This window comes from Sphingobium subterraneum, assembly GCF_014199435.1.
In the GTDB taxonomy this organism is placed as follows: Bacteria; Pseudomonadota; Alphaproteobacteria; order Sphingomonadales; family Sphingomonadaceae; genus Sphingobium; species Sphingobium subterraneum.
In genome coordinates, this window is record NZ_JACIJP010000001.1 from 1024302 (window position 1) to 1045836 (window position 21535).

General features: G+C 60.8%; 20 protein-coding genes. 3 read left to right on the forward strand and 17 right to left on the reverse strand.

All coding sequences use genetic code 11. The annotated features are described in order from the left end of the window. Positions 1-146: 146 nt before the first annotated feature. Both FHS92_RS04960 and FHS92_RS04965 read right to left on the reverse strand, forming a co-directional pair. Entirely contained in the window at positions 147-1199 is a 1053-nt protein-coding gene (locus tag FHS92_RS04960; RefSeq protein WP_184078000.1) for a glycosyltransferase, read from the reverse strand. A 115-nt stretch (positions 1200-1314) separates the two neighbouring features. Continuing rightward, the gene (locus FHS92_RS04965) at positions 1315-2148 is read right to left on the reverse strand and encodes an EpsD family peptidyl-prolyl cis-trans isomerase (protein ID WP_184078002.1); all 834 of its coding nucleotides are present in this window, start codon (positions 2146-2148) and stop codon (positions 1315-1317) included. Positions 2149-2268: 120 nt separating this feature from the next. On the opposite strand from FHS92_RS04965, the gene FHS92_RS04970 reads away from it, so the two are divergent. Continuing rightward, complete coding sequence (locus tag FHS92_RS04970) at positions 2269-2511, forward strand: XrtV sorting system accessory protein (protein WP_184078003.1); 243 nt, start codon at positions 2269-2271, stop codon at positions 2509-2511. Between the two features lie 75 nt (positions 2512-2586). Here FHS92_RS04970 and xrtV read toward each other — a convergent pair whose 3' ends face one another. The 3 genes from xrtV to FHS92_RS04985 form a co-directional block, all read right to left on the reverse strand. Then, positions 2587-3570 (reverse strand): exosortase V, encoded by a 984-nt coding sequence (gene xrtV, locus FHS92_RS04975; protein ID WP_246351761.1) that lies wholly within the window; start codon positions 3568-3570, stop codon positions 2587-2589. Positions 3571-3758: 188 nt separating this feature from the next. Beyond that, positions 3759-5864 carry a LamG-like jellyroll fold domain-containing protein gene (locus FHS92_RS04980; protein ID WP_184078005.1) on the reverse strand — a complete coding sequence of 702 codons (2106 nt, stop codon included), beginning with the start codon at positions 5862-5864 and terminating at the stop codon, positions 3759-3761. Next, positions 5864-6133: a spike base protein, RCAP_Rcc01079 family gene (locus FHS92_RS04985; RefSeq protein WP_184078007.1), complete on the reverse strand. Its 270-nt coding sequence runs from the start codon at positions 6131-6133 to the stop codon at positions 5864-5866. Before FHS92_RS04985 ends, FHS92_RS04980 begins: the two co-directional genes overlap by 1 nt. Before the next feature lie 205 nt (positions 6134-6338). On the opposite strand from FHS92_RS04985, the gene FHS92_RS04990 reads away from it, so the two are divergent. Continuing rightward, positions 6339-7379 carry a hypothetical protein gene (locus tag FHS92_RS04990; protein WP_184078009.1) on the forward strand — a complete coding sequence of 347 codons (1041 nt, stop codon included), beginning with the start codon at positions 6339-6341 and terminating at the stop codon, positions 7377-7379. Between the two features lie 47 nt (positions 7380-7426). Next, positions 7427-7957, forward strand: coding sequence for a retropepsin-like aspartic protease family protein (locus FHS92_RS04995; RefSeq protein ID WP_184078011.1), 531 nt, complete (start codon positions 7427-7429; stop codon positions 7955-7957). Positions 7958-7992: 35 nt separating this feature from the next. Here the strand turns inward: FHS92_RS04995 and FHS92_RS18635 are convergent, their stop codons facing one another. The 12 genes from FHS92_RS18635 to FHS92_RS05055 form a co-directional block, all read right to left on the reverse strand. Next, positions 7993-8682 (reverse strand): PEP-CTERM sorting domain-containing protein, encoded by a 690-nt coding sequence (locus tag FHS92_RS18635; protein ID WP_184078013.1) that lies wholly within the window; start codon positions 8680-8682, stop codon positions 7993-7995. Then, on the reverse strand, positions 8683-9816 hold the full coding sequence (locus tag FHS92_RS05005) for a glycosyltransferase (protein WP_184078015.1): 1134 nt from the start codon (positions 9814-9816) through the stop codon (positions 8683-8685). A gap of 97 nt (positions 9817-9913) precedes the next feature. Continuing rightward, on the reverse strand, positions 9914-10678 hold the full coding sequence (locus FHS92_RS05010) for a metallophosphoesterase family protein (RefSeq protein WP_184078017.1): 765 nt from the start codon (positions 10676-10678) through the stop codon (positions 9914-9916). 141 nt (positions 10679-10819) lie between these two features. Next, positions 10820-11875 carry an alanine racemase gene (alr, locus tag FHS92_RS05015; RefSeq protein WP_184078019.1) on the reverse strand — a complete coding sequence of 352 codons (1056 nt, stop codon included), beginning with the start codon at positions 11873-11875 and terminating at the stop codon, positions 10820-10822. Between the two features lie 9 nt (positions 11876-11884). Further along, the gene (locus FHS92_RS05020) at positions 11885-13468 is read right to left on the reverse strand and encodes an MFS transporter (protein ID WP_184078021.1); all 1584 of its coding nucleotides are present in this window, start codon (positions 13466-13468) and stop codon (positions 11885-11887) included. Between the two features lie 137 nt (positions 13469-13605). Further along, the gene (locus FHS92_RS05025) at positions 13606-15591 is read right to left on the reverse strand and encodes an acetyl-CoA carboxylase biotin carboxylase subunit (RefSeq protein WP_184078023.1); all 1986 of its coding nucleotides are present in this window, start codon (positions 15589-15591) and stop codon (positions 13606-13608) included. After that, the gene (locus tag FHS92_RS05030) at positions 15591-15983 is read right to left on the reverse strand and encodes a lysozyme inhibitor LprI family protein (protein WP_184078043.1); all 393 of its coding nucleotides are present in this window, start codon (positions 15981-15983) and stop codon (positions 15591-15593) included. The genes FHS92_RS05025 and FHS92_RS05030 overlap by 1 nt, the downstream gene beginning before the upstream one ends. Further along, the gene (gene bioB, locus FHS92_RS05035) at positions 15980-16975 is read right to left on the reverse strand and encodes a biotin synthase BioB (RefSeq protein WP_184078825.1); all 996 of its coding nucleotides are present in this window, start codon (positions 16973-16975) and stop codon (positions 15980-15982) included. The genes FHS92_RS05030 and bioB overlap by 4 nt, the downstream gene beginning before the upstream one ends. 5 nt (positions 16976-16980) lie before the next feature. Then, on the reverse strand, positions 16981-19107 hold the full coding sequence (gene scpA / locus FHS92_RS05040; protein ID WP_184078045.1) for a methylmalonyl-CoA mutase: 2127 nt from the start codon (positions 19105-19107) through the stop codon (positions 16981-16983). Beyond that, positions 19108-19887, reverse strand: a complete 780-nt coding sequence (locus tag FHS92_RS05045; RefSeq protein WP_246351762.1) for an enoyl-CoA hydratase-related protein — start codon at positions 19885-19887, stop codon at positions 19108-19110. Next, positions 19884-20327, reverse strand: coding sequence for a methylmalonyl-CoA epimerase (gene mce, locus FHS92_RS05050; RefSeq protein ID WP_184078047.1), 444 nt, complete (start codon positions 20325-20327; stop codon positions 19884-19886). The genes FHS92_RS05045 and mce overlap by 4 nt, the downstream gene beginning before the upstream one ends. Further along, positions 20327-21511, reverse strand: a complete 1185-nt coding sequence (locus FHS92_RS05055) for an acetyl-CoA C-acyltransferase family protein (protein ID WP_184078049.1) — start codon at positions 21509-21511, stop codon at positions 20327-20329. The genes mce and FHS92_RS05055 overlap by 1 nt, the downstream gene beginning before the upstream one ends. Positions 21512-21535 lie beyond the last annotated feature (24 nt).

A 21535-nucleotide genomic window follows, 5' to 3' on the forward strand; every position in this document is an offset into this window, starting at 1 on the left:
CCGTCTCCTGTCTCCCCGACCAAGAGGGCCGTCTGCCACCGCCGACGCGGCTAGGCCCGAAAAAAGAGCGGTCGGGCCACTGCGCAAAGCGATTTGAAGCGCTGGCCTCTCTGCGATCGCATGTAAACGAACCGTCGCGTTCGCGATCACGCCCAGTCCTGTGACAGTTTCACGACCGCGGCCAGTTCTGATTCCAGCCGCTCTGGCCTTGCCCAGCCGTGGAGGGCGCACAGCTCCGAGATCCGCCAGCGCCAGTCGTGATGCCGGAACATATTGGCGATGTTGCAGCGCCGCTGATCGGTGAATTCCGATTTACGCGCGATAAGGTCGTCGATCTCATCCGCGGCAATGCGGGGATCTTCGGACAGCTCGATGGTCGCGCCGTCCCAACACAGCATGTCGTCCGCCATCGTCGATACCGGCCTGCGCCCTGCCACGATGCACCCCGACGCCAGCGACTCCAGCCAGCGGCTTGTCACCATCATCGATACCGGACGATGGGGAAGCACTTCCACCAAAAGATGAAACGCCAGCGAGATATGCGTCCGGTGCAGCAGCTTGAACAGCATGGACCGTTCGCGCGCGACCGTTGGTCCTGTCAGGTTTCCCAGCGGGGAATGGAGGTACAATGCGTCGCTATCCATCCGATGATAACGGTCGCACAGGACTTCGTGGTAGCTCGCCGGAGTCCGGCCATAGGCAATTAGGTCGATCGCGCGCGGCGTATCGAGAGAGCGCGGTGCCCAGCGAAGCACGTCTGCCCCCTGATGCAGATGATGAACGGCTATGCCGAAACGGTCACGGGGATAGGCCACATCCTCTTTCGCCGTGACGGTAATCGAATCAAATAACGCCGTTTCCCGAACAAATCCGTGTTCGAAATAGGAGTCGGTGACGAACGCATGGATGCGCGCAAAGCGTTTCCGGGCGTCGGGAATCGAGCCGACCATGGCCAGATCGGCGGGCGAACCCGCCACGACAAACAGCACATCTCCTCCGATCTCCGCCGCGTTGGGCAGCGGAGAAAACCGGGGTCGACGGGACACGAAGGGCGACCTGCCCATCCATCCGCGTGGCTGGTTCGTGGGAGACACCCATTGGGCGTCAAATATCTGGACCAAAAGTTCGGCGAATTCCTCGATCGCAGCCCATCCCTGGTGCGGATCGGCACGGCCCTTGCTCATGACCGTCATTTTCATGTCAACACCGCCCGCATCCGCATTGTATCAGCATCAAAGACCAGCAAGACGCCTACTGGCCGGACCCCGCAACAACCGGAATCGCGGCGTGTGCGGTTGTTGCATTCTGATACAATTATTTCTTCTCGGGCGCGGCGCTATAGCCGGGCTGATACTCGATTTTCGCCTTCGCCTTGGCTTCCTTCAGCCGGTCCATTCCGATCTTGTCGAGGCTGTTGCTGCGGATCATGCGGGCCGCCGCCGCGCGGGCTTCCTCGGTTGGCACGGCAATCGGGGTACTCCCCGTGATGACGCTGACGGTCACGACGTTACCGGCTGGCACAATGAACGGCTCGCCGGGAGGCAGGGCCAGAATCTGCTTCATCGCCGCTGACGGAACCTGCGCGGAATCCATCTCGGCCTTCTTCATATCGAAGGCGATGTTGCGGCTTTTCAACTGATCCTGAACCTGGCCCAGCGTCTTGGTGCCCTGCAGTCCCTTGAGGACGCTCAGGTCAGACGGCATCGGGAACACCAGCTGATCCAGCATATATTTCGTGCGGCCAGAGAAGAACATCGGATTCTCGGCAATATATTTGTCGACGGTTGCTGTGTCCGGCACACGGACAGTGTCAAACGCCTTTTTGCCGTACATGCTCACCAGCAGTTGCTCGTTCATGCGGCGCTGCTGGATCAGATATTCCGCATCGCGATCCAGACCGGCTTCCTTGGCGGCTTGGGCCAGCAGCCGACGATCCACCATCTGCTGCAGAACGCGGCTCTGAACCGCTTTCTTGTCGACATTCGCGGGCAGGTTCAGCTGGGACAGCTCGGCGTTGAGTTCCTGAAGAGTGATTTCCTCACCATTGACCACGGCCACCACCTGGCCTGTAGCCTGCTTCGAGCAGCCCGACACGCATGCCGACGCCAACAGCAATGCGACAACGCCTTTGCTCCAAAAATGCCCCATCGACACCATACTCCAAAAATAAATGGTTATTATACTTGCCGATCCGGCACAGGAACGTCATTTCAATAACAGGACGCGGATATACAGGTGATATGCGCGCAATGCAATGGGAGCGGAACGATGGAAACTGTCTTTGATTGGGTCACCCTCGCTCTTTTTGCGGGATTGATTGTGCTGTTTCTGCAACGATCAAGTGAAGAGCAGCCACGCGACAGTCTGTGGCAATATCTGCTTCCCGCTTCGGGGTGCGGCCTGGCCAATTATGTCGGCAACGAAGGCCATGAATTTCTTGCTGTCGCCATCATCGGCGCGATCGTGGCATTTGTCCTGATCGTCCTGCGGCCATTCGCCGCTCAGAAATGACCTTACCTTATTCGGTAAATATTAGGTAAAATCTTCCGCTGACCGCTCCCACCTTCGGCGTACGTTCTCTCGCTATCATCCGGAGGACGCGGTAGCCCCGGACATCCCGTCTCTGTCCGAGTCCTCTTTTGTCCGGCCAACCCGATTCCAGATCGGCTCAATCACGGAATCCAGCGCGAAGATCGTCAGCAGCGCGGTCGAGAACATCACCAGTCCTGCGAAATTGTGCAGGAAGCCCTGCGCGGCCGCTTCTCCGAAATGGTAGGTCAAAAGGATGAGGATGATGATGCGCACCAGATTGGCGAACATCGCGACCGGCACGATGAGGAAGAAAAGGAGTAGTGCATAGCGCCAGTTGGCCTGATGCCGCACATAAACGTAAAAAAGCGACAGCGCCGAAAGCGAGATGATCGAGTTCAGGCCCGCGCAGGCCGCCGCAACCAGCAACTCATATTGCCCGACCTGGATCGTGACGCCGGCTCCGGCAACCGGATAGCCCACATGGTAGAGCAGGCTCACTGCGACTTTGGACAGCAGAATCTTCATGGGGTTCGTCAGCGCATCGATCACGGATTGCGGCAGCGAAAACACGAACAGTATGTAGAACAGCGGAAACCAGATGGTTTTCAGCGCTTTCCACCCCACGAAGCTGTACAGCACAATGATGAGCAGCGCGTACATGAAATACGCCTCCAGCTCGACAATCTGCGCCACCCGCGCGACGAAATAGGCAACGAGCAACGGCACGAACCACAATGCCACATACAGGGGCCGAGGCGGACAAACAAAGGGCCGGATGTCGGAAAAATGGCGCAGCAATAACCAGATGCCGGTTGCCAGCACGATCGGGCCATGCCCACCCTGTTCACTCGACCAGCTGGTTTGCGCGACAAAAATCATGGTCGGCACGCAAATCACGAGCATCCCGGCGACCAACACAAGATTATGCTTCAGCCAGTCGACGACCGACACCGGGATAACCATGCGGCTCAAAACACGCGACCAGACATTGTCGCCGCCAGCACGGCTCCCGATGGCCGCGCGGTTTGCACTGGGCATGACTGGGCGGGAAGGTAAGGCCGTTTAATATTCATTATCGCGCTGTTACCGGATCGTGAGGGGTCCGACAAGTCGTCTAATGGTCCGATATCATAGAGATTGTGCCAGATCCGGACCGTGCCCCTCAAAGGGCGGAGCGTCGCCTGTGGTGCGCTCCGCCCCTGCCAGTACGCGCAGTCCGGGCCCTATCACACCGTGCTGTCGGTTGCGTTACCGCTGCTCTCATTAAGATGCCAAAGGTGCAGCAGATTGCTCTCGCTGCCGGTCCACTCCGCAACGGGCGGGGTGAATGTGGACGTGCCCAAAATGGTATTGAAGATCGCGACCTCATCGACCCACCCAGCCGTGAATGAAAAACCTGTACCGCCGCCCCGGTCACCGATTGCAAAGACGCTCGTATTCGACGTGCCCCCGCCGCCGGTATAGGTATCGACCAGCACGCCGTTCACGAACACCATGTCCGCCTGTCCGCCCGGAAGCAGGATGACCCGGATGTGGTAGGTGTTGCCCCCAGCGAATACGCCCGCAAGGGTGCGCATGGCAGCGGTACCGATCTGGTGGATCAAGCCGCCGCCGCTATTGATCCCGATAAAATAGGCATCGTTCTGGCCGAGAAAAACCTGATTGCCCCCCGGCAGGCTGTTGATCCGTACCCAGAAATCAACCGTCATCCCGTTAAAGGCCGCCCCCAATATGCCCGAATAGGGGCTGTCGAGCCGTCCGCCTGTCCGCCCGTTGCCGAACTTCGCCGCGCCATAAACGGCGCTCACCGACGTCAGCGGAGTGTTGACCTTCAGTCGCACGGGTGCCGGGCTGGCGAACATCTGCCGTCCAACACTGATGCCGTCGCCGTCCGCGTTGGCGTTGTCGTACACGCCATCCAGTGAACCGTCCGCGACTCCCGGATGATTGCCCATGGGCCACACTTCCAAGGGAATGTTACCCGGATCGGCGGCGAGCTTCAGCGCTATGCTGGTCGCGCCGACAGTGATAGGCGTGGCACCATCAAGCGCGAGCGGCGCGGTCGCCGGATCTCCTGCCTTTGTGACAAGGAAACGCGTACCGGGGCTTCCCACGCTCGCTAGCGACGATGCGTTGGCGGGCATGTTGACCGCCAGCGTCAGGTCGAGGCCCGACCGCGTCACTCCGGTGACCAGCGGCCCACGATCATTGCCCGGCAAGCCGAACTCCGACCGCATGGCCCGGTGGAGATGACGCGCGACCCGCCGCGCGCCCGTCTGGATCTGGTGAACGATATCAGTGTAGAGTTCGATATCGGAGAACCCCAGATAGGTCCCTCCGTTTTCAGCGCACCAGTCCTGCTGCGCCTTGCGTACCATCGAGCGGGTGGCGGTGTTGCCCCATGCGACCGAATTGACATTGGGGATGGCGGTCAGATATTTTGTGAACGAACGCGACGAGGCAGCCGTCAGCGTGGTGAACAGCGTGTCGAGTTGCGAGCGATATGTCGTATAACTCGACCCCGTATCGGAATGCCCCTGAAACCAGAAAAAGCTCTCGAATGCGCCTCCCGCCAAGCCGAGAACGCGCAGCAGTTCATTGCCGTTTGCCTGTCCCGACTGCCAGGACGCGATGGCCGAGGCACCAACAGAGTGCCCGATCAAACCGCAATTGACGCCGGACGCCGCAATCTGAAGGTTGAGCAGTTCTGCCGCGCCCGCCGAGTTCACGACGCCCGCACTGATCCCCGCATCCGTGACAGGAAGCCAGGTGGACGCAATGTTCGTGCTGGGGGCTGCCTCTGTCCATGACGCCAGTATTCGACCGTTTGCGGGAACCGAGATACCAAGTCCCGCCAGTGACGTGGCACCGTCGCTGACTTTCGCGAACATACGCACCATCAGCGATTGCCCGCTCATGGCGATCAGGCGGCCCATGCCGACCGCGACCGTGCCGTTGGTCCATGTCACCCCATCGCCCGACAGGTCGAGATAGAACCAACCCAGCCGCGCATCGACGCCGGGGATGGTGACAGATCCATTCGCCACCGGCGCGCTCGCGACCGCCAGCCAGGGCGCCTGCACGATGGTCGTGCCGTCCGCCGCCGACCGGCACCGCGCAAAGATTGTCCCGGCAGCGGTTACATTGAGCGTGACCGGGATTGCCCCCTGCCCCTTGCCCTGCCCGCCGCCGGTCGATGTCGTGCGCTGATAGATCCGGTTGGCGGCGGCCAACTGCGTCATGGCGAAGGTCGCACCGACCGGCGGCGGTACGAAGCCCCCCCCGCGCCGCCTGCGTGCCGCCCGGCTTACTCCCAATGCCCCGCGAGCCATTAAGCAAGCCCGATGATGTCGGTCGCTGTGGTGCCTGACACCCGCACAAATTGCGCGCGGACATCGAGGATCTGCCCGGAGGCGAGGTTCTTGAACACAACGTCGGCCGAACCGTCGATGGAACGTAGTGTTACATTGCCCCCTGTGCCGATATAGAGCGCCTTGGGCAGCGGATCGACTTCATTTGTAGGATGAGGGACGACAGCGAAGGCGCGCCGCGCAGGCTGAAAGGCGGCATCCGATTGTCCGTCAAAATAATCCGTGGTCATGGCTGTTCTCCCTAGATGCGAAGATGAACCTCAGGAGAAGACATCGAAATGCGATGTAGGACAGCAATTTTTATCCTATTTGGATAAATCTTCAGCTGTTAACTATAAATTCATTGTGATTCGAGTAGGTTATGCTTTTCATAATGACGCCAGCGTCTATAGCCGGTAGACCATGAAGGCATGGTGCCATGTGGGAGGCTCCGTCGTGAACAGAGAATATCATATGGATCGCGATGGTGCGGAAGAGGTCACCGCATCGGGCGCGCCTTTTGCCGTCGACGGTGACAACCCTCCCGCAAATGGCGCCGCTGCGGCTTTTCTTGCGGACCAGCGGTCCCGCCGCCGACGTTCACGGCGCCCTGATCCCACCCGTAGGATCGCGATCGAACGGCGCGGTGTCATCTGGGTTCTGTGCGTCTGGGTCACGCTCGCCTTCCTGTTCTTCTTGTGGCAGGCGATCAATTACCGCGGCCTCGTCGCCCGGCTCGCCGAATGGCAGTTTGGCCGGTTCGACAATTACTGGCCATCGCTGACCGTTCTGGGGCTTGCGGCGTTCTTCAGCCTGCCGATAATCATCATCACATTGCTGGTGCACCGCCGCCGCAAGGGGGAAGAGCTGGCAACCCACGCGCAGATCGTGCTGAACACCGCCCGCCACCTGAAGCAGGCGTTCGCGACGCTCACCCTCATTTCTACCGCGGCCGCAATCCTGTGCATCATCCTGCTGCTGACGCTGCCCCCGACCGAGGGCCGTCCGCTGCCGGTCGCTGTGGGGGGCGCAGGATCGATCGATCCGGGCGAAGGTCCGCGCACGCTGTTGGGTTATGTCGACCTCAGGTCTGTAGCCCGTTATGATGAAGACCTGCTGATCACTGGGCGCACGCTCTATTTCGCGCCGGTCCGCGCGTCGTCGGACGACCGCAGCATCGCGCGCTATTTTGTCGAGGTGCATTACAGCCCGGATGGGCCTCAACGCTTCTACCCCATCATGACCGGGGTACTGCGTCATCGCGGCCTGCCGGGAGAAATCGCATCGCTCTATCGCGGCGCACGCTTCCCTGTGGCCGACGACAACTATCTGCTCTATCGGTCCGGCTACCAGTTGCGCTGGCGCTATTACGTACTGGCGGCGGAATTTGGCATCGGCGGTGTATTGCTCGGGATCGTCACGTTGATCCTGCGTCGCAGGGCGCGCGTTTTCGCACAACAGCTGGCGGGAGAGGAAACGCGGTTAGCCGCCCCTTAACCAGCCCCATCAACAGCCCTTTGAGACGGAGCTGGCACAACGCCAGCATGCTCAAGCTCGCTCTCTCTGTTCTTCCGGCTGGTGCCGCTACCTGTTTCGCGGCCATGGGACTGAGCACGTCCGCTCCTGCGGATGTCGCGTCCATGCCGTCCTCGCTGGCGGCGGTGCAGGGCGTGCCCACCGCGCCAAGCAGCGATCACGCCACCCTCTCTTCCGAGCGAACCGAATATGTGCGCGCTCCCGATGGACTGTTCTACGTCAACGCACATGTAAACGGGCATCTCACGCGCTTCGTCGTGGACACGGGCGCCAGCGTCGTCGTTCTCAACCGCGACGATGCGGAGCGACTGAACGTACGCTTTTCGGACAACAACACCGCGGCCCGCATCAAGACCGTCGGCGGCCCGTCGGCGATGCGCTGGGCACAGATCGATACGTTGACGATGGCGGGTAAGGAACTGGCGGGCGTCAAGGCCGCCGTCGTGGAAACCGGCATCGGTGTCTCGCTGCTGGGCCAGAACGCCCTGTCACAGTTCGGCACTGTGACCCTGCGCGGAAACGTCCTCACCATCAGTTAAATCCGGGGCAGGAGAAGCGCTCGCCGCCCTGCCGCTTATACTTCTGCGAGTGAGGTCCGCGTCTTGCGGCCGAACCGGCGCATGACCCAGCCGATCCCCAAGAACCCTGTCAGCATCAGCAACCAGCTTGTCGGTTCAGGCACAGCGACCGTCGGACTTTGCGCATCCGAAGCGGATGGCAAACGCGCAAAATCACTGAACCGCGGAGGAGCAAAGTTCGGCACCTCATTGAACAGCGCAGGATCGCCGGTCGGCACTCCATCGAACCGAGGTGCGTCGACAAACGGTTCAGGGTCAACGACAGGGTCGGTCAACACACCAAAAGCGGACGGCTCTTCCAATCCCGGATTTTCCGAACCGAGATTGCCAGGGACGAAACCTGCGGGCCGGATATTCAGCGGCAAACGCAAAACCACGCGCGTGCCCAATAGCGCCCTTAACGCGTCGCCCGGGGTCACTCCCAGCGCAACGGCCATCATATCCCGATCACCGAACAGCGCACGCTGATTTTGTGGAAGAAAAGCCGCAAGCGCCAGCGTCAGCGAAAAGAGGCCGATGATCGTCCTCCTGCGCCGCAGGTCGCCACCGACAATATCTGCTAATCCCTCTGCCATGTGTCGCCATTTACCGTCTAAACCACGGCAGAACCATAGGGAAAAGGGTAAACAGATCACGACTGGGCGCAGAAAGCCCGATTGATGCATAATTGTGACAGGTAACTTCACCTAATTCCTGGACTGTGCGGGTTCCCAAGTCTGGTAGGTGTTGCCGTGCAACGCATCGACAATACCCGTGAACGTCGCGACGATCGACAGGAAAATCCCCCACAGGCTGGCGAAAGGACGCATTCCGGCCCAGCCCAGCAGCGCCATTCCAGCGCCAACAAGCCAGAGCGCGAGCACCACAGCGGCATGACCACCCATCAGCAATGCGCCTGTCAGGCTCCCTGCCGCGATCGCCAGCAGCGGTGCACCAAACCAGCGCAACAGCTTGTGGGAAACATATTTGTACCGGTCGACAAATCCAAAACGCGCTTTCACCTGGCCCCGAATATGACGATGGCTGTTATAGGCGCGGCATGCGATCCGCCGCTTGCGCCGGAATTCCTCACGCCCATCCGTCGCGCTCTTTTCATAGGCGATGACGTTCGCGCCGCTGATCAGCCGGTATCCGGCGAATACGACGCTCATCGATGCGATCATGTCGTCCAGCAGATGCGCAGGCACGTCCGGATAGGTCGACCGTCGCGTCGCAAAGATCGATCCGTCCGCCCCCATCATCGAACCGCAGCGCGATTCCAGGGCCTTGATATGCTCCTCCAGCCGCCAATAAAGCGCGCCGACGCTCGCGGTCGTGCCGTCATCCTCGTTGGTATAGCGCAGCTTGCCCGAAACACCTCCGACTGCCGGGTCCCGAAAGCAGTCGAGCAGCGGGGCCACCGAAGCGGGATCGAGCCGCACATTCGCATCGGTAAAAATGCAGATGTCCGTATCGGCGGCAGCCACCATCATGCGCATGCCGGTTGCTTTACCGGTCCGCTCAGGGCTGGTCATGACGCGCAGCAGATCGGGCCGGCTCTGCAGAATTTCCAGCGTGCGATCGCGGCTTTTGTCGCAATAGGCGATCACGTCCAGATCCGGATACAAAGCTTTGATCTCTTCGATGTTGCGCAGCTTGGCGGGAAGAGCTTTTTCCTCGTTATAGGCGCTGAACAGCAGCGTGGCGCTCGGTCGGGGCAGCGCGGGATCCATACGGATCGTCCGTTCCGGCATCAACCGCAGGCTGAGCGGATAAGTGACGTAGGGGTGCAGAAACAGCAGTACCGCCACCACAAACAGCACCCAGAACATCGTGGTCATTATCGAACGGCGCCCCTCGCTGGTTCACTTCCAAGCCCAGGGGCCATACTGCCATATAACCGCGTCGCCTATTCAAAAAGCGCGCGCCGTGCGGCGACTATTGCTGCCCGGACTGGATGATCCATTGCCGGTCTTCCTCAACCCCTACGGCAGTCAGTATTCCGCTGCTGTGCGCGGCCGTATCGATACCAATGCGGTTGGACAGCAGCGCGGGTTCCTTCCCCTCGGCGTGGCCGTGCACGATCATCATGGGATGGTCGCCACGATGCTTGAGGAATGTCGTGCGGATCCACATCATGTCCCGCTCGCGTTGCGCATCAATGGGCATGCCGGGACGGATCCCGGCGTGCACGAACAGGTACGACCCAAAGCTGACGGACACCGGCAACGCCCGCATCCAGTTCAGGATCTCTTGCGGAATAGCCTCACGGGCCGCCTCGATGAGCTCCACGGCTGCCCCGGCATCTACGTGAGCGGCGTCAATCATCCCGGACGTCATCCCCCAGCTGCGCAAGGTCGCTTCGCCACCATAATCCATCCAGAAACGCAACGCCCGCACATCGCCATCCAGCGCATCGAGCATCATCGCCTCATGGTTCCCCTTGAGACAATGAACCTTGTCAAGGTCGCGCATGCTGTAGAGCAATTCGCAAACCTCGCGCGATTGCCAAGCGCGATCCACATAATCGCCCAACATCACCAAATGGGTGTCACAGGGCGGACGCTCTGCATGATCCTCCTCCACCCTCTGAAGCAGATCGACCAAAAGATCGTAGCATCCATGCACATCGCCGATCGCGTATACGCGCTTGCCGTCGGTGGTATGGTGCTTCCGCCGTTTGAACAATCCGCCGAAAGGCATGAAAAGCTGCACTCCATCGCGTCTTTGGGCTGACAAACGCAACCCCGTATGCCGCATCTCGCACGTGCAGCATTATAGCTTAACGCGATGAACGGAACATGTATCCCTTCCATTAATGAAGCACTTAGCAGGCGATAACGCTCACAACCAAGACCGCTCGAGCCGCTTCCCCAGCCCCGTCAGAAGTTCATATTGCGACATGCCGGTAAGCATCGATGCGAACGACAGGTCGAAGTCGATATCGACCCAGTCGCCCTCCTCCAACTCAGGCATGGCCGACACGTCGACGGAGATCAGGTCCATGGACACCCGTCCTAGCACCGGGAGCTGAACGTCTCCCACCCTGGCATTGCCCATGTCCGAAAAAACCCGCCCGTATCCGTCGGCATAACCCAAATGGAGAGTTGCCGACTCCATCGTGCGGTCTGCCACATAGGTCGCCCCGTAGCCGATGGAGTCACCCCCGGCGATCCGGCGGCGCTGCAGGATCTGGGCCTGCGGCGTGACGACCGGCTGGATATTTCCCTCGCACTCGCCCCGGGCAATGCCACCATAGAGCGCCAACCCTGGCCGCGTCAGGTCGAGCCCATAATCGGGCCCGAGGCAGATCCCCGCGCTGTTGGCAATACTCGCCCGTCGCGCCGGAAACATTTTGCGTGCCTCGCCGAACAGCATGAGCTGAATACCGTTCAGGTGATGATCCTCGTCCGCGCAGGCGAGGTGGCTCATCAACGTGTCGATTTCGAGCCCTTCCAGCAGGCTCTTGTCCAGCCCGTCGAGCGACAGGCCGAGCCGGTTCATGCCGGTGTCGATCATCACGTCGCAGGTGCCGCCTCCCGCATCCTTCCAGCGGCGAATCTGCCCTGCGCTGTTCAGCACCGGACGAACACGGCCCGCGCATTGCCGGACCATCGCCATATCCTCGTCCCGTACGCCGTGCAATACGCTCAGCGAAACGCCGTCGTCCAGCAAGGGCAGGATTTCCAGTGCCTCCCCCCAGGTAGCGACGAAGAAATCGCGGCACCCCGCGCCGCTCAGCGCCTTGACGACCCCTGCAGCGCCCAGGCCATAGCCATCCGCCTTCACGGCTGCCCCGCAGGCCGCCGCACCTCCGGTGTCCCGCAACCAGTTCCAGTTATGCACCAGCGCAGCGGTATCCAGCCGCAAGCGTAAAGGCGCGCGATAATCCCCCGTCATTCTGGCCCCTTACTCTTTATTCAATGGATGGTCACCGCGCGTTTCGGGCAGTCCCCACAGACAGACCAGCAGCGACATCGCCACCACCGCCATCGTGTACCAGAGGCCGGAATAGGCATCGCCCGTCCGCGCAATGATATACTGACTGACCAACGGCAGGACGCCGCCAAAATAGCCGGTACCGATATGATAGGGAATCGACATCGAACTGTAACGGATGCGCGCCGGGAACAGCTCGGTCAGCAGCACGGCCACCGGGCCATAGGTCGCGCCAGACAGCGCAAGCAGCACCAGCAATATGATAACGACCATGGCTATCCCACCGACGGAAGGTTTAACCCGCGCAAAATCATATCCGCGCGATTCCAGCGCAGGGATAATCGTTTCAGGGGATACGTCAGCCAGAACCTGCCCACCAACACTTACCTGCACCACTGGCCCGGGTTCCACCGTATAGGGCGCACCATTGGCGGTCATCTTCGCCAGCAACTTGCCGCACGCGCTTTCCTGAACGGTAGCTAGCGGATTGATCGCACAATTTGGGCCAAACACGACAACAGGCGCGCGCTCGGCCGCCTGCGCCAGCCCGGGATTGGCGTAATGCCCCATGATCCAGAAACTGGGAAACAAGACGAGCAAGACCAGCACATAACCGATCACGATCGGCTTGCGGCGGCCGATCCTGTCAGACAGATACCCGAACAGGATGTAGAAACCCATGCCGACAAGGCAGGAAAGGCCCACGATGACCTGCGCGAGCGTTTCATCCATCCGCATCGGCCCGACAAGAAAGTTGAGCGCTGAAAACGTCGCGGTGTACCACACCACTGTCAGCCCGGCCGCCACACCGAACAGTGCAACGAAAATCCGCTTCTTGTTACCAGGGTAAGTGAAACTCTCGACAAAGGGGTTACCCGCGAGTTCCCCCTGTTCCTTCATCTCCTGAAAGACCGGACTTTCCGACAATTTGAGCCGCATCCACAGGGAAAATGCAAGAAGCAGCAGAGACAGCAGGAACGGCACCCGCCAGCCCCAGTCTTCCCATATATCCACGGGAATGATCCATTTACAAGCCAGCACAACCGCCAGGCTGAGGACAAACCCTCCGACCACGCCCGCCTGAATGAAACTGGTGAAAAATCCTCGCTTCGAGTCCGCCGCATGCTCGCACACATAAATCGCCGCGCCGCCATATTCGCCGCCGAGCGCCAGCCCCTGTGACACGCGCAAGAGTAATATGAGGACCGGCGCAACAAAGCCAATGGACGCGGCAGACGGCACCAGGCCGACGCCTGCTGTCGCAATGCCCATCAACATCACGGTTGCGAGAAACGTATATTTCCGCCCGAGCTTGTCACCCAGATAGCCGAAAAGGATGGCACCAAGCGGTCGAAACCCGAAGCCTACCGCGAACCCTGCCCAAACGAGCAGCATCTGCAAGGTCTCACTACCACTCGGGAAAAAGGTCTTGCCGATAATCGTGGCGAGCGTCGCGTAGATGAAGAAATCATACCACTCGAAAATCGTGCCTGCGGTCGACGCGCCAATAATCAGGCGCATGTCCTTCGCGGCTACGGCTTTATCCCCCACCATTCAGCTCTCCGATTCTTATGACCATTCTTTGGGATGTTTCGAAGAATCGGGCAAGCGGAGTTAACGATTGTGTGACCATATCCGTTCGCGGCGCGAGCGATCGAGCGCCTGATTGGCGCGAACGGATCAGAACAATATCAGGCCATCTCAAGGATAACCGTGTCCACCGCAAGGCTCTCCCCGGCCTTGGCGGACACGCTCTTCACCATGCCCGCTTTCTGCGCGCGCAGGATGTTTTCCATCTTCATTGCCTCAATCACCGCCAGCGGCTGCCCCGCTTCCACCTGGTCGCCCTCGCCCACATGCAGCGAGACCAGCAAGCCCGGCATCGGGCAGATCAGGAAGCGCGACAGATCCGGCGGCACCTTCTCGATCATGTGCTGCGCCATCGGCGCGACGTGGGCGGGGAGAACGCGAGCGACATGAGCCGCCCCCCGGCAGGTCAGCTTGAACCCGGTCCGTGTCGGTGCAATCCGGACCGACAGCCGCTCATCGCCAAACTCCGCCTCGATAATGCGGTCCCCCGGCGTATATTCCAGCGCGATTTCGATCGGATCGCCATCGACCGTCACATCGTCCATCCGGATCGCCACCTGATGATCGACACCGTCGATTTTCACCGCCCAGTCCGTTGGCGGCTTCAGGCGCTTGCCCAGCTGCCCGTCTACGCGCCGCGCACGGTCGGCATGGGCCATACCGGCAAACGCCGCCACGGCTGCAAGCCGCCGCCGCAACCCGTCATTGGCGGGCGCGCCCACGAAGCCTTCTGGATATTCCTCCGCGATGAAACCCGTCGTGATGTTGCCCGACCGGAACCGATCATGCTGCATAATCGCCGACAGGAAATCGATGTTGTGTCCCAGCCCTTCGATCTCGAAGCGGTCGAGGGCATCGATCTGCAGGTCGATCGCCTCCAGCCGCGTGGGGGCGTAGGTGATGAGCTTGGCGATCATCGGGTCATAGAACATGCTGACCTCGCCGCCCTCGAACACGCCGTCATCGACGCGCACGCCATCCTCCGCAACCGGTGGATTGTAGCGCACCAGCCGTCCGGTCGAGGGCAGGAACCCGCGATAAGGGTCTTCGGCATAGACGCGGTTTTCGACCGACCAGCCGTTGATCTTCACATCATCCTGCGTGAAGGCGAGCCTCTCGCCATTGGCCACGCGGATCATCTGCTCGACGAGATCGAGGCCGGTGATCTGCTCCGTTACCGGATGTTCGACCTGAAGCCGGGTGTTCATTTCGAGGAAGTAGAAACCCTCGCCGGTGGTGTCCGCCCCGGAGACGATCAGCTCCACCGTGCCCGCGCTGAAATAGCCAACTGCACGCGCCAGTGCGACGCACTGCTCGCCCATCGCCTTGCGCATCTTGGGCGTGACGAACGGCGACGGCGCTTCCTCTACGACCTTCTGATGGCGACGCTGGATCGAACATTCACGCTCGTTGAGGTAAACGATATTGCCGTGCTGATCGCCCAGCACCTGGATCTCGATATGGCGCGGGCTTTCAATGAACTTTTCGATAAACACCCGGTCATCGCCGAACGACGCCAGCCCTTCACGCTTGGTCGCCTCAAAGCCCTCGCGCACGTCCTGCTCCGAATAGGCAAGGCGCATGCCCTTGCCGCCGCCGCCCGCGGACGCCTTCATCATCACCGGATAGCCGATGTCGTTGGCGATCCGCACCGCATGTTCGGTATCGGCAATCTCGCCCACAAAACCGGGCACGACGTTGACGCCCGCTTCCAGCGCAAGCTTCTTGGACTCGATCTTGTCACCCATCGCGGCAATCGCGTTCGCGGGGGGGCCGATGAAGACAATGCCTTCCGCGTCCAGCGCCTTGCGGAAGCTCTCGCGCTCCGAAAGGAAACCATAGCCGGGATGCACCGCGTCCGCGCCGGTATCCTTGCACGCCTGAATGATCTTCTCCGCAATCAGATAGGACTGCGCGGCGGGCGACGGGCCGATATGCACGGCTTCATCCGCCATCAAGACATGCGGCGCGCGCGCATCCGCATCGGAATAGACCGCGACCGTCGCGATGCCCATTTTTTTCGCCGTGCGAATAACGCGACACGCAATCTCGCCACGATTGGCGATGAGGATTTTTTTTATAGTCATTAGTGGTCCCTAAAGAAGCCAAGTAGATTTTTGAGGTCGATCAGCCTTTGCTGTGTAAGATCGAAGTAGCACTGCCCAAACTCAATATTTTCTTGAGATCCACCCTGCGCCCAATCAGCGCGAGCGAAACATTCACTTTCTCGCCATTTCAGCCAATTTTTTTGGGCAGTCTGTAAATCAGATTCCGCCGATGCTTTACCCTTGTGCTGAGTGGCCGAAAATCGTCGATCGGAATCCCGAGCCGCATCAAGAACGTCAGGCCAAAACGCGGACAGTTGTTTATCAACCGCCTCATCTTCGTCTTTCCAACACAGCGCTATTTCAAGATCGCCACCACGATCGTAACACGCCGGCTGACCAAGAGCCGCCGCAGTGAACATGAGTGCGATCACTCCGCCGCCTCTTCCAGATGCCCATGCGGCGCGGCCTGCATCGCCACCACACCCAACTTCGCGAACAGCGCGCTGTCTTTGTCATCCCCTGCATTCGGCGCGGTGAGCAAGCGGTCGCCGGTGAAGATGCTGTTCGCGCCCGCCATGAAGCACAGAGCCTGACACGCCTCCGACATCGACTCCCGCCCCGCCGACAGCCGCACCATGCTCTGCGGCATCACGATCCGCGCCACCGCGACCGTGCGGACGAACTCGATCTCGTCGATCTTCGCGAGCGGCGTATCCGCCAGCATATCGCCCAGCACCGTGCCCTTCACCGGCACCAGCGCGTTGATTGGCACGCTTTCCGGGTGCGGCATGGTGCCCAGCGCATGGAGGAAGCCGATGCGGTCCTCGCGCGTCTCCCCCATGCCTACGATTCCGCCGCAGCACACGTTGATGCCCGCCGAGCGGACATGTTCCAGCGTCTCGATCCGGTCCTCGAACGTGCGGGTCGTGATGACGTTGGCGTAATTTTCCGGCGAGGTATCGATATTGTGGTTGTAATAATCCAGCCCTGCCTCGGCGAGCTGCTTGGCCTGCCCCTCGCTCAGCATCCCCAGCGTCATGCAGGTTTCCATGCCCATCTGCCGCACGCCCTTCACCATTTCGATGATGGCGGGCATGTCGCGATCCTTGGGGCTGCGCCACGCCGCACCCATGCAGAACCGGCCAGAGCCATTGTCCTTCGCCTGCGCTGCCGCTTGCAGCACCGTACGCACATCCATCAGCTTTTCGGCCTTCAAGCCGCTGTCCGCGGACGCCGACTGCGAGCAATAGCCGCAATCTTCCGGACATCCGCCCGTTTTGATGGAAAGCAGCGTCGAAAGCTGCACCTCGTTGCGCGGGTGGTTCGCGCGATGCACGGTCTGCGCCTCAAACATCAGGTCGGCGAAGGGCAGATCGAACAGCGCGGAAATCTCTTCCCGGGTCCAGTCGGTGCGGGGCGTCATATCGGTCAAGCGGCATCCTCCAGCGGGGGCATGTTGTGGCCGAGGAGACGCAGCACGTCCGCCGCGCACTCGACCACATTCGAGCCGGGACCATAAATACCCTGCACGCCCGCGTCACGGAGGAAATCATAATCCTGCGGAGGAATGACGCCGCCCGCTATCACCTTGATATCCCCACGTCCCTTATCCTTGAGCAGGCGGATCAATTCGGGGATCAACGTCTTGTGGCCCGCCGCGAGGCTGGATGCGCCCACCACGTCGACCCCGCTATCGAGCGCAAGAACCACGGTTTCCTCCGGCGTCTGAAACAGCGGCCCCGCCACGACGTCGAAACCCATGTCTCCGAAGGCCGAGGAAATGATGTTCGCCCCGCGATCATGGCCGTCCTGCCCCATCTTGGCGACCAGCAGCTTGGGCTTGCGGCCAAGGCGGTGCTCGACGGCCTGCACACCGTCGAGCACCTGACGCCAGCGCTTGTCCTCCTTGTAGGGGGCAGCGTAGACGCCCTTGACCGGGGTCGGCACGGTTGCATGCCGACCAAACACATCCTCCATCGCCTGCGAGATCTCGCCCAGCGTCGCCCGCGCGCGCGCCGCATCGACAGCAAGCGCGAGCAGGTTGCCCTGGCCCTTCGCTCCTTCGCGCAGCGCATCCAGCGCGGCCCGGCACGCGGATTCGTCACGGCTGGCCTTTACCGCAGCGATACGGGCAACCTGCCCTTCGCGCACTTTTGCGTTGTCGACTTCCAGCGTCTCGATCCGGTCTTCTTCGGCGAGGCGATATTTGTTGACGCCGACGATCACGTCCTCGGCCCGGTCGACGCGCGCCTGCCGCGCGGCCGCGGCTTCCTCGATCATTGCCTTGGGCCAGCCCGCCGCCACGGCCTTCGCCATGCCGCCCTCGGCCTCGACCCGCTCGATGATTTCCCAAGCCTTGTCGACCAGCTCCTGCGTCAGGCTCTCGATATAATAGCTGCCCCCCAGCGGATCGACGACATTGCACATGCCAGTCTCTTCCTGGATGACGATCTGGGTATTGCGGGCAATGCGCGCCGAAAAATCGGTGGGCAGCGCGATCGCCTCATCGAGCGCGTTGGTGTGGAGCGACTGGGTGCCGCCCAGCATTGCCGCCATCGCCTCGATCGTGGTGCGAATAACGTTGTTATAGGGATCCTGCTCGGTCAGCGATACGCCCGACGTCTGGCAATGGGTGCGCAGCATCTTCGACCGTTCGTCCTGCGCGCCCAGATTGGTCATCACCCGATGCCAGAGGACACGGGCCGCGCGCAGCTTCGCCACTTCCATGAAGAAGTTCATGCCGATCGCGAAAAAGAAGCTGAGCCGCCCGGCAAACTTGTCGATGTCGAGGCCCGACGCCACGCCATATTTCACATATTCCATACCGTCTGCGATGGTGAAGGCCAGCTCCTGAACCTGCGTCGCCCCGGCTTCCTGCATGTGATAGCCGGAAATGGAGATGGAATTGAACTTCGGCATCTCGCGGCTGGTGTAGCCGAAAATGTCGGAAATGATCCGCATCGAGGGTTCAGGCGGATAGATATAGGTGTTCCGCACCATGAACTCTTTGAGGATGTCGTTCTGGATCGTCCCGTCGAGCAATTTGCGATCGACGCCCTGCTCCTCGCCCGCGACTATGAAGAAGGCGAGGATCGGAATGACCGCTCCGTTCATCGTCATCGACACCGACATCTTGTCGAGCGGGATCCCGTCGAACAGAATTTTCATGTCCTCTACGCTGTCGATCGCGACACCCGCCTTGCCGACATCGCCGACCACGCGCGAATGATCGCTGTCATAACCGCGATGCGTCGCGAGGTCGAAAGCGACCGACAGGCCTTTCTGCCCGGCCGCCAAATTGCGGCGATAAAAAGCGTTGGATTCTTCGGCGGTGGAAAAGCCGGCATATTGACGGATCGTCCAAGGGCGCCCCGCGTACATTGAGGCACGCACGCCGCGGGTGAACGGCGCGAAACCGGGCAGGCCGGGGTCAACGTTCGCATCCTCGGCAGTATACAGCGACTTGACGACAATCCCTTCCGGCGTGTGCCAGTCGAGATCCTTCCCCTTCACCTCTTTTGCGGAAGCGGCCTGCCATTTTTCGAGATCGGTCATTTATTCGCCCTTGAACACGGGTTTGCGCTTTTCCGCGAACGCCGCCAACGCCTCGCGGAAATCGGCAGTATGCCCGGCGCGCGTCTGGTTCGCCTTTTCGATGGACAGCGTCTCGCTGAACGTGCTGTTGAGTGCGGTCGCCACCTGCTTGCGGATCATGCCTAGCGCGACCGAAGGACCGTTGGCGAGCTTGCGCGCAATGGCGCGCGCTTCGTCCCGCACCGCTTCGTCGTCCACGACCCGCGTAACCAGCCCCAAGTCCAATGCCTGATCCGCAAAGACCTTCTCGCACAAAAGCGCCATTTCGAGCGCTTTCGCACGCCCGGCCGACTTCGCGACCAGCCAGGTCGCGCCAGCGTCGGGGACCAGCCCCACATTCGCGAAGGCCAGCAACAGATAGGCCGAACGAGCCATCACCACGATATCGCCGGCCAGTCCGAGCGATAGCCCCGCGCCCACGGCCGGACCATTAAGAGCGCTCACCACGGGAATATCGAGCGACGCAATCGCTTCCACCACCGGATGGTAATAGTCGTCCAGCATCTTGCCCAGATCGTCAGGCATCCCCTCGTCATCGCCGATCAGGTCGGCGCCGGAACAGAAAGCGTTGCCCTCACCGGTCAGGATCAGCACCCGCGCGCCATCGGATCGCACTGTTTTCAGTGCGTCGGCAAATTCGACAAACAGCTTGGGCGTCAGTGCGTTCATCCGCTCGGGGCGGTTGAGCGTGATCGTCGCGATCATGTCGTTGTGCTCGTAACGGATGTTCCGGTATGTCAATGACCTGCTCCTGCCTTGGGCGTCTCCATGATTTCCGTCAGGATGCCATTCATGTCCCTGGGAAGCAGGAAGAAGACCAGCGTGCCGTGCGCGCCGATGCGCGTGTCGCCCAGCACGCGTTTGCCCATTGCCTCGAATTCGGCACGCGCCACATGAATATCCGGCACTTCATAGCACATATGATGCTGTCCGCCCGATGGGTTCTTGGCGAGAAAACCGTGGATCGGACTATCGGCGCCCAATGGCTCGATCAGCTCGATCTGGGTGCCGGTCGTTCCGTTTTCACCCGGTGTGTCGACAAAGCACACCTTCACGCCGTTGGAGGGCATGTCGAAAGGCTCATGGATCTCGGTCGCACCCATGACATCGCGATAATAGGCGATGCTGTCCTGAATGGAGGGGGTGGCGATGCCGATATGGTTGAGGCGCCCAAGTTTCATCACAGCTTCTCGATCACAATGGCGATACCCTGCCCGCCGCCGATGCACATCGTGATCAGACCATAACGGCCTCCGATACGCTCCAGCTCGTACAGGCACTTTACGGTGATGATCACGCCGGTTGCGCCCACGGGATGGCCCAGAGAAATGCCGCTGCCGTTGGGATTGACCTTGGCGGGATCGAAACCCAGCTCCTGCGCCACGCCGCAGGCCTGCGCGGCAAAGGCCTCGTTGCTTTCGATCACATCGATCTGATCCAGCGTCAGGCCCGCCCGCTCCAGAGCGATCGGCACCGCCTTGACCGGACCAATGCCCATCAGGCTTGGTTCGACCCCGGCATGGCCCCAGGCGAGGACTTTCGCGAGCGGCTTCAACCCCTGCTCATCCACCGCCTTCTGCGACGCAAGCACGACAGCCGCGGCGCCATCGTTGAGGCCGGACGCGTTACCAGCCGTAACCGACCCCTGCTTGTCGAACGCGGGCCGAAGCTTGCCGAGATCCTCGAGATTGGCATCAGCCCGGACGTGCTCGTCGGTATCGAACGCGACAACGCCCTTGCGGGTCTTGACCTCTACCGGGACGATCTGCTCCTTGAACCGGCCTTCGCTTATCGCTCGGCCCGCCCGCTTGTGGCTTTCCACCGCCAGCGCGTCTTGGTCCTCACGCGTGATCTGATATTTCTTTGCGACGTTTTCCGCCGTGATGCCCATGTGGATGTTCTCGAACGGGTCATGCAGCGCGGTCAGCATCGCGTCGATCATGCCGGTATTGCCCATCTTGGTGCCCCAGCGCACGCCGGTCATCCAATAGGGTGTGCGGCTCATGCTCTCTGCGCCTGCTGCGACGCCGATATCGCATTCCCCCAGTTGCAGCATCTGAGCGACCGAAATGATCGCCTGCGCACCCGATCCGCACAGACGATTGAGTGTCATTGCGGGAGCCGCCACCGGCACGCCCGCTTCGACCGCACACACGCGTGCCAGATAGGCGTCGCGCGGTTCGTTGGGGATGACGTTGCCCATCACCACATGCTGAACCTTGTCCGGCGTGATGCCAGCGCGACGGATCGCCTCGGCGATGACCGTGCGCCCAAGGGTCGTCACAGGAACGTCTTTCAGCGATCCACCGAAATCGCCGATGGCCGTACGAGTACCGGAAACAATGTAGACAGGTGCAGCAGTCATCAAATGTCCTCAGTTAAATGAAGG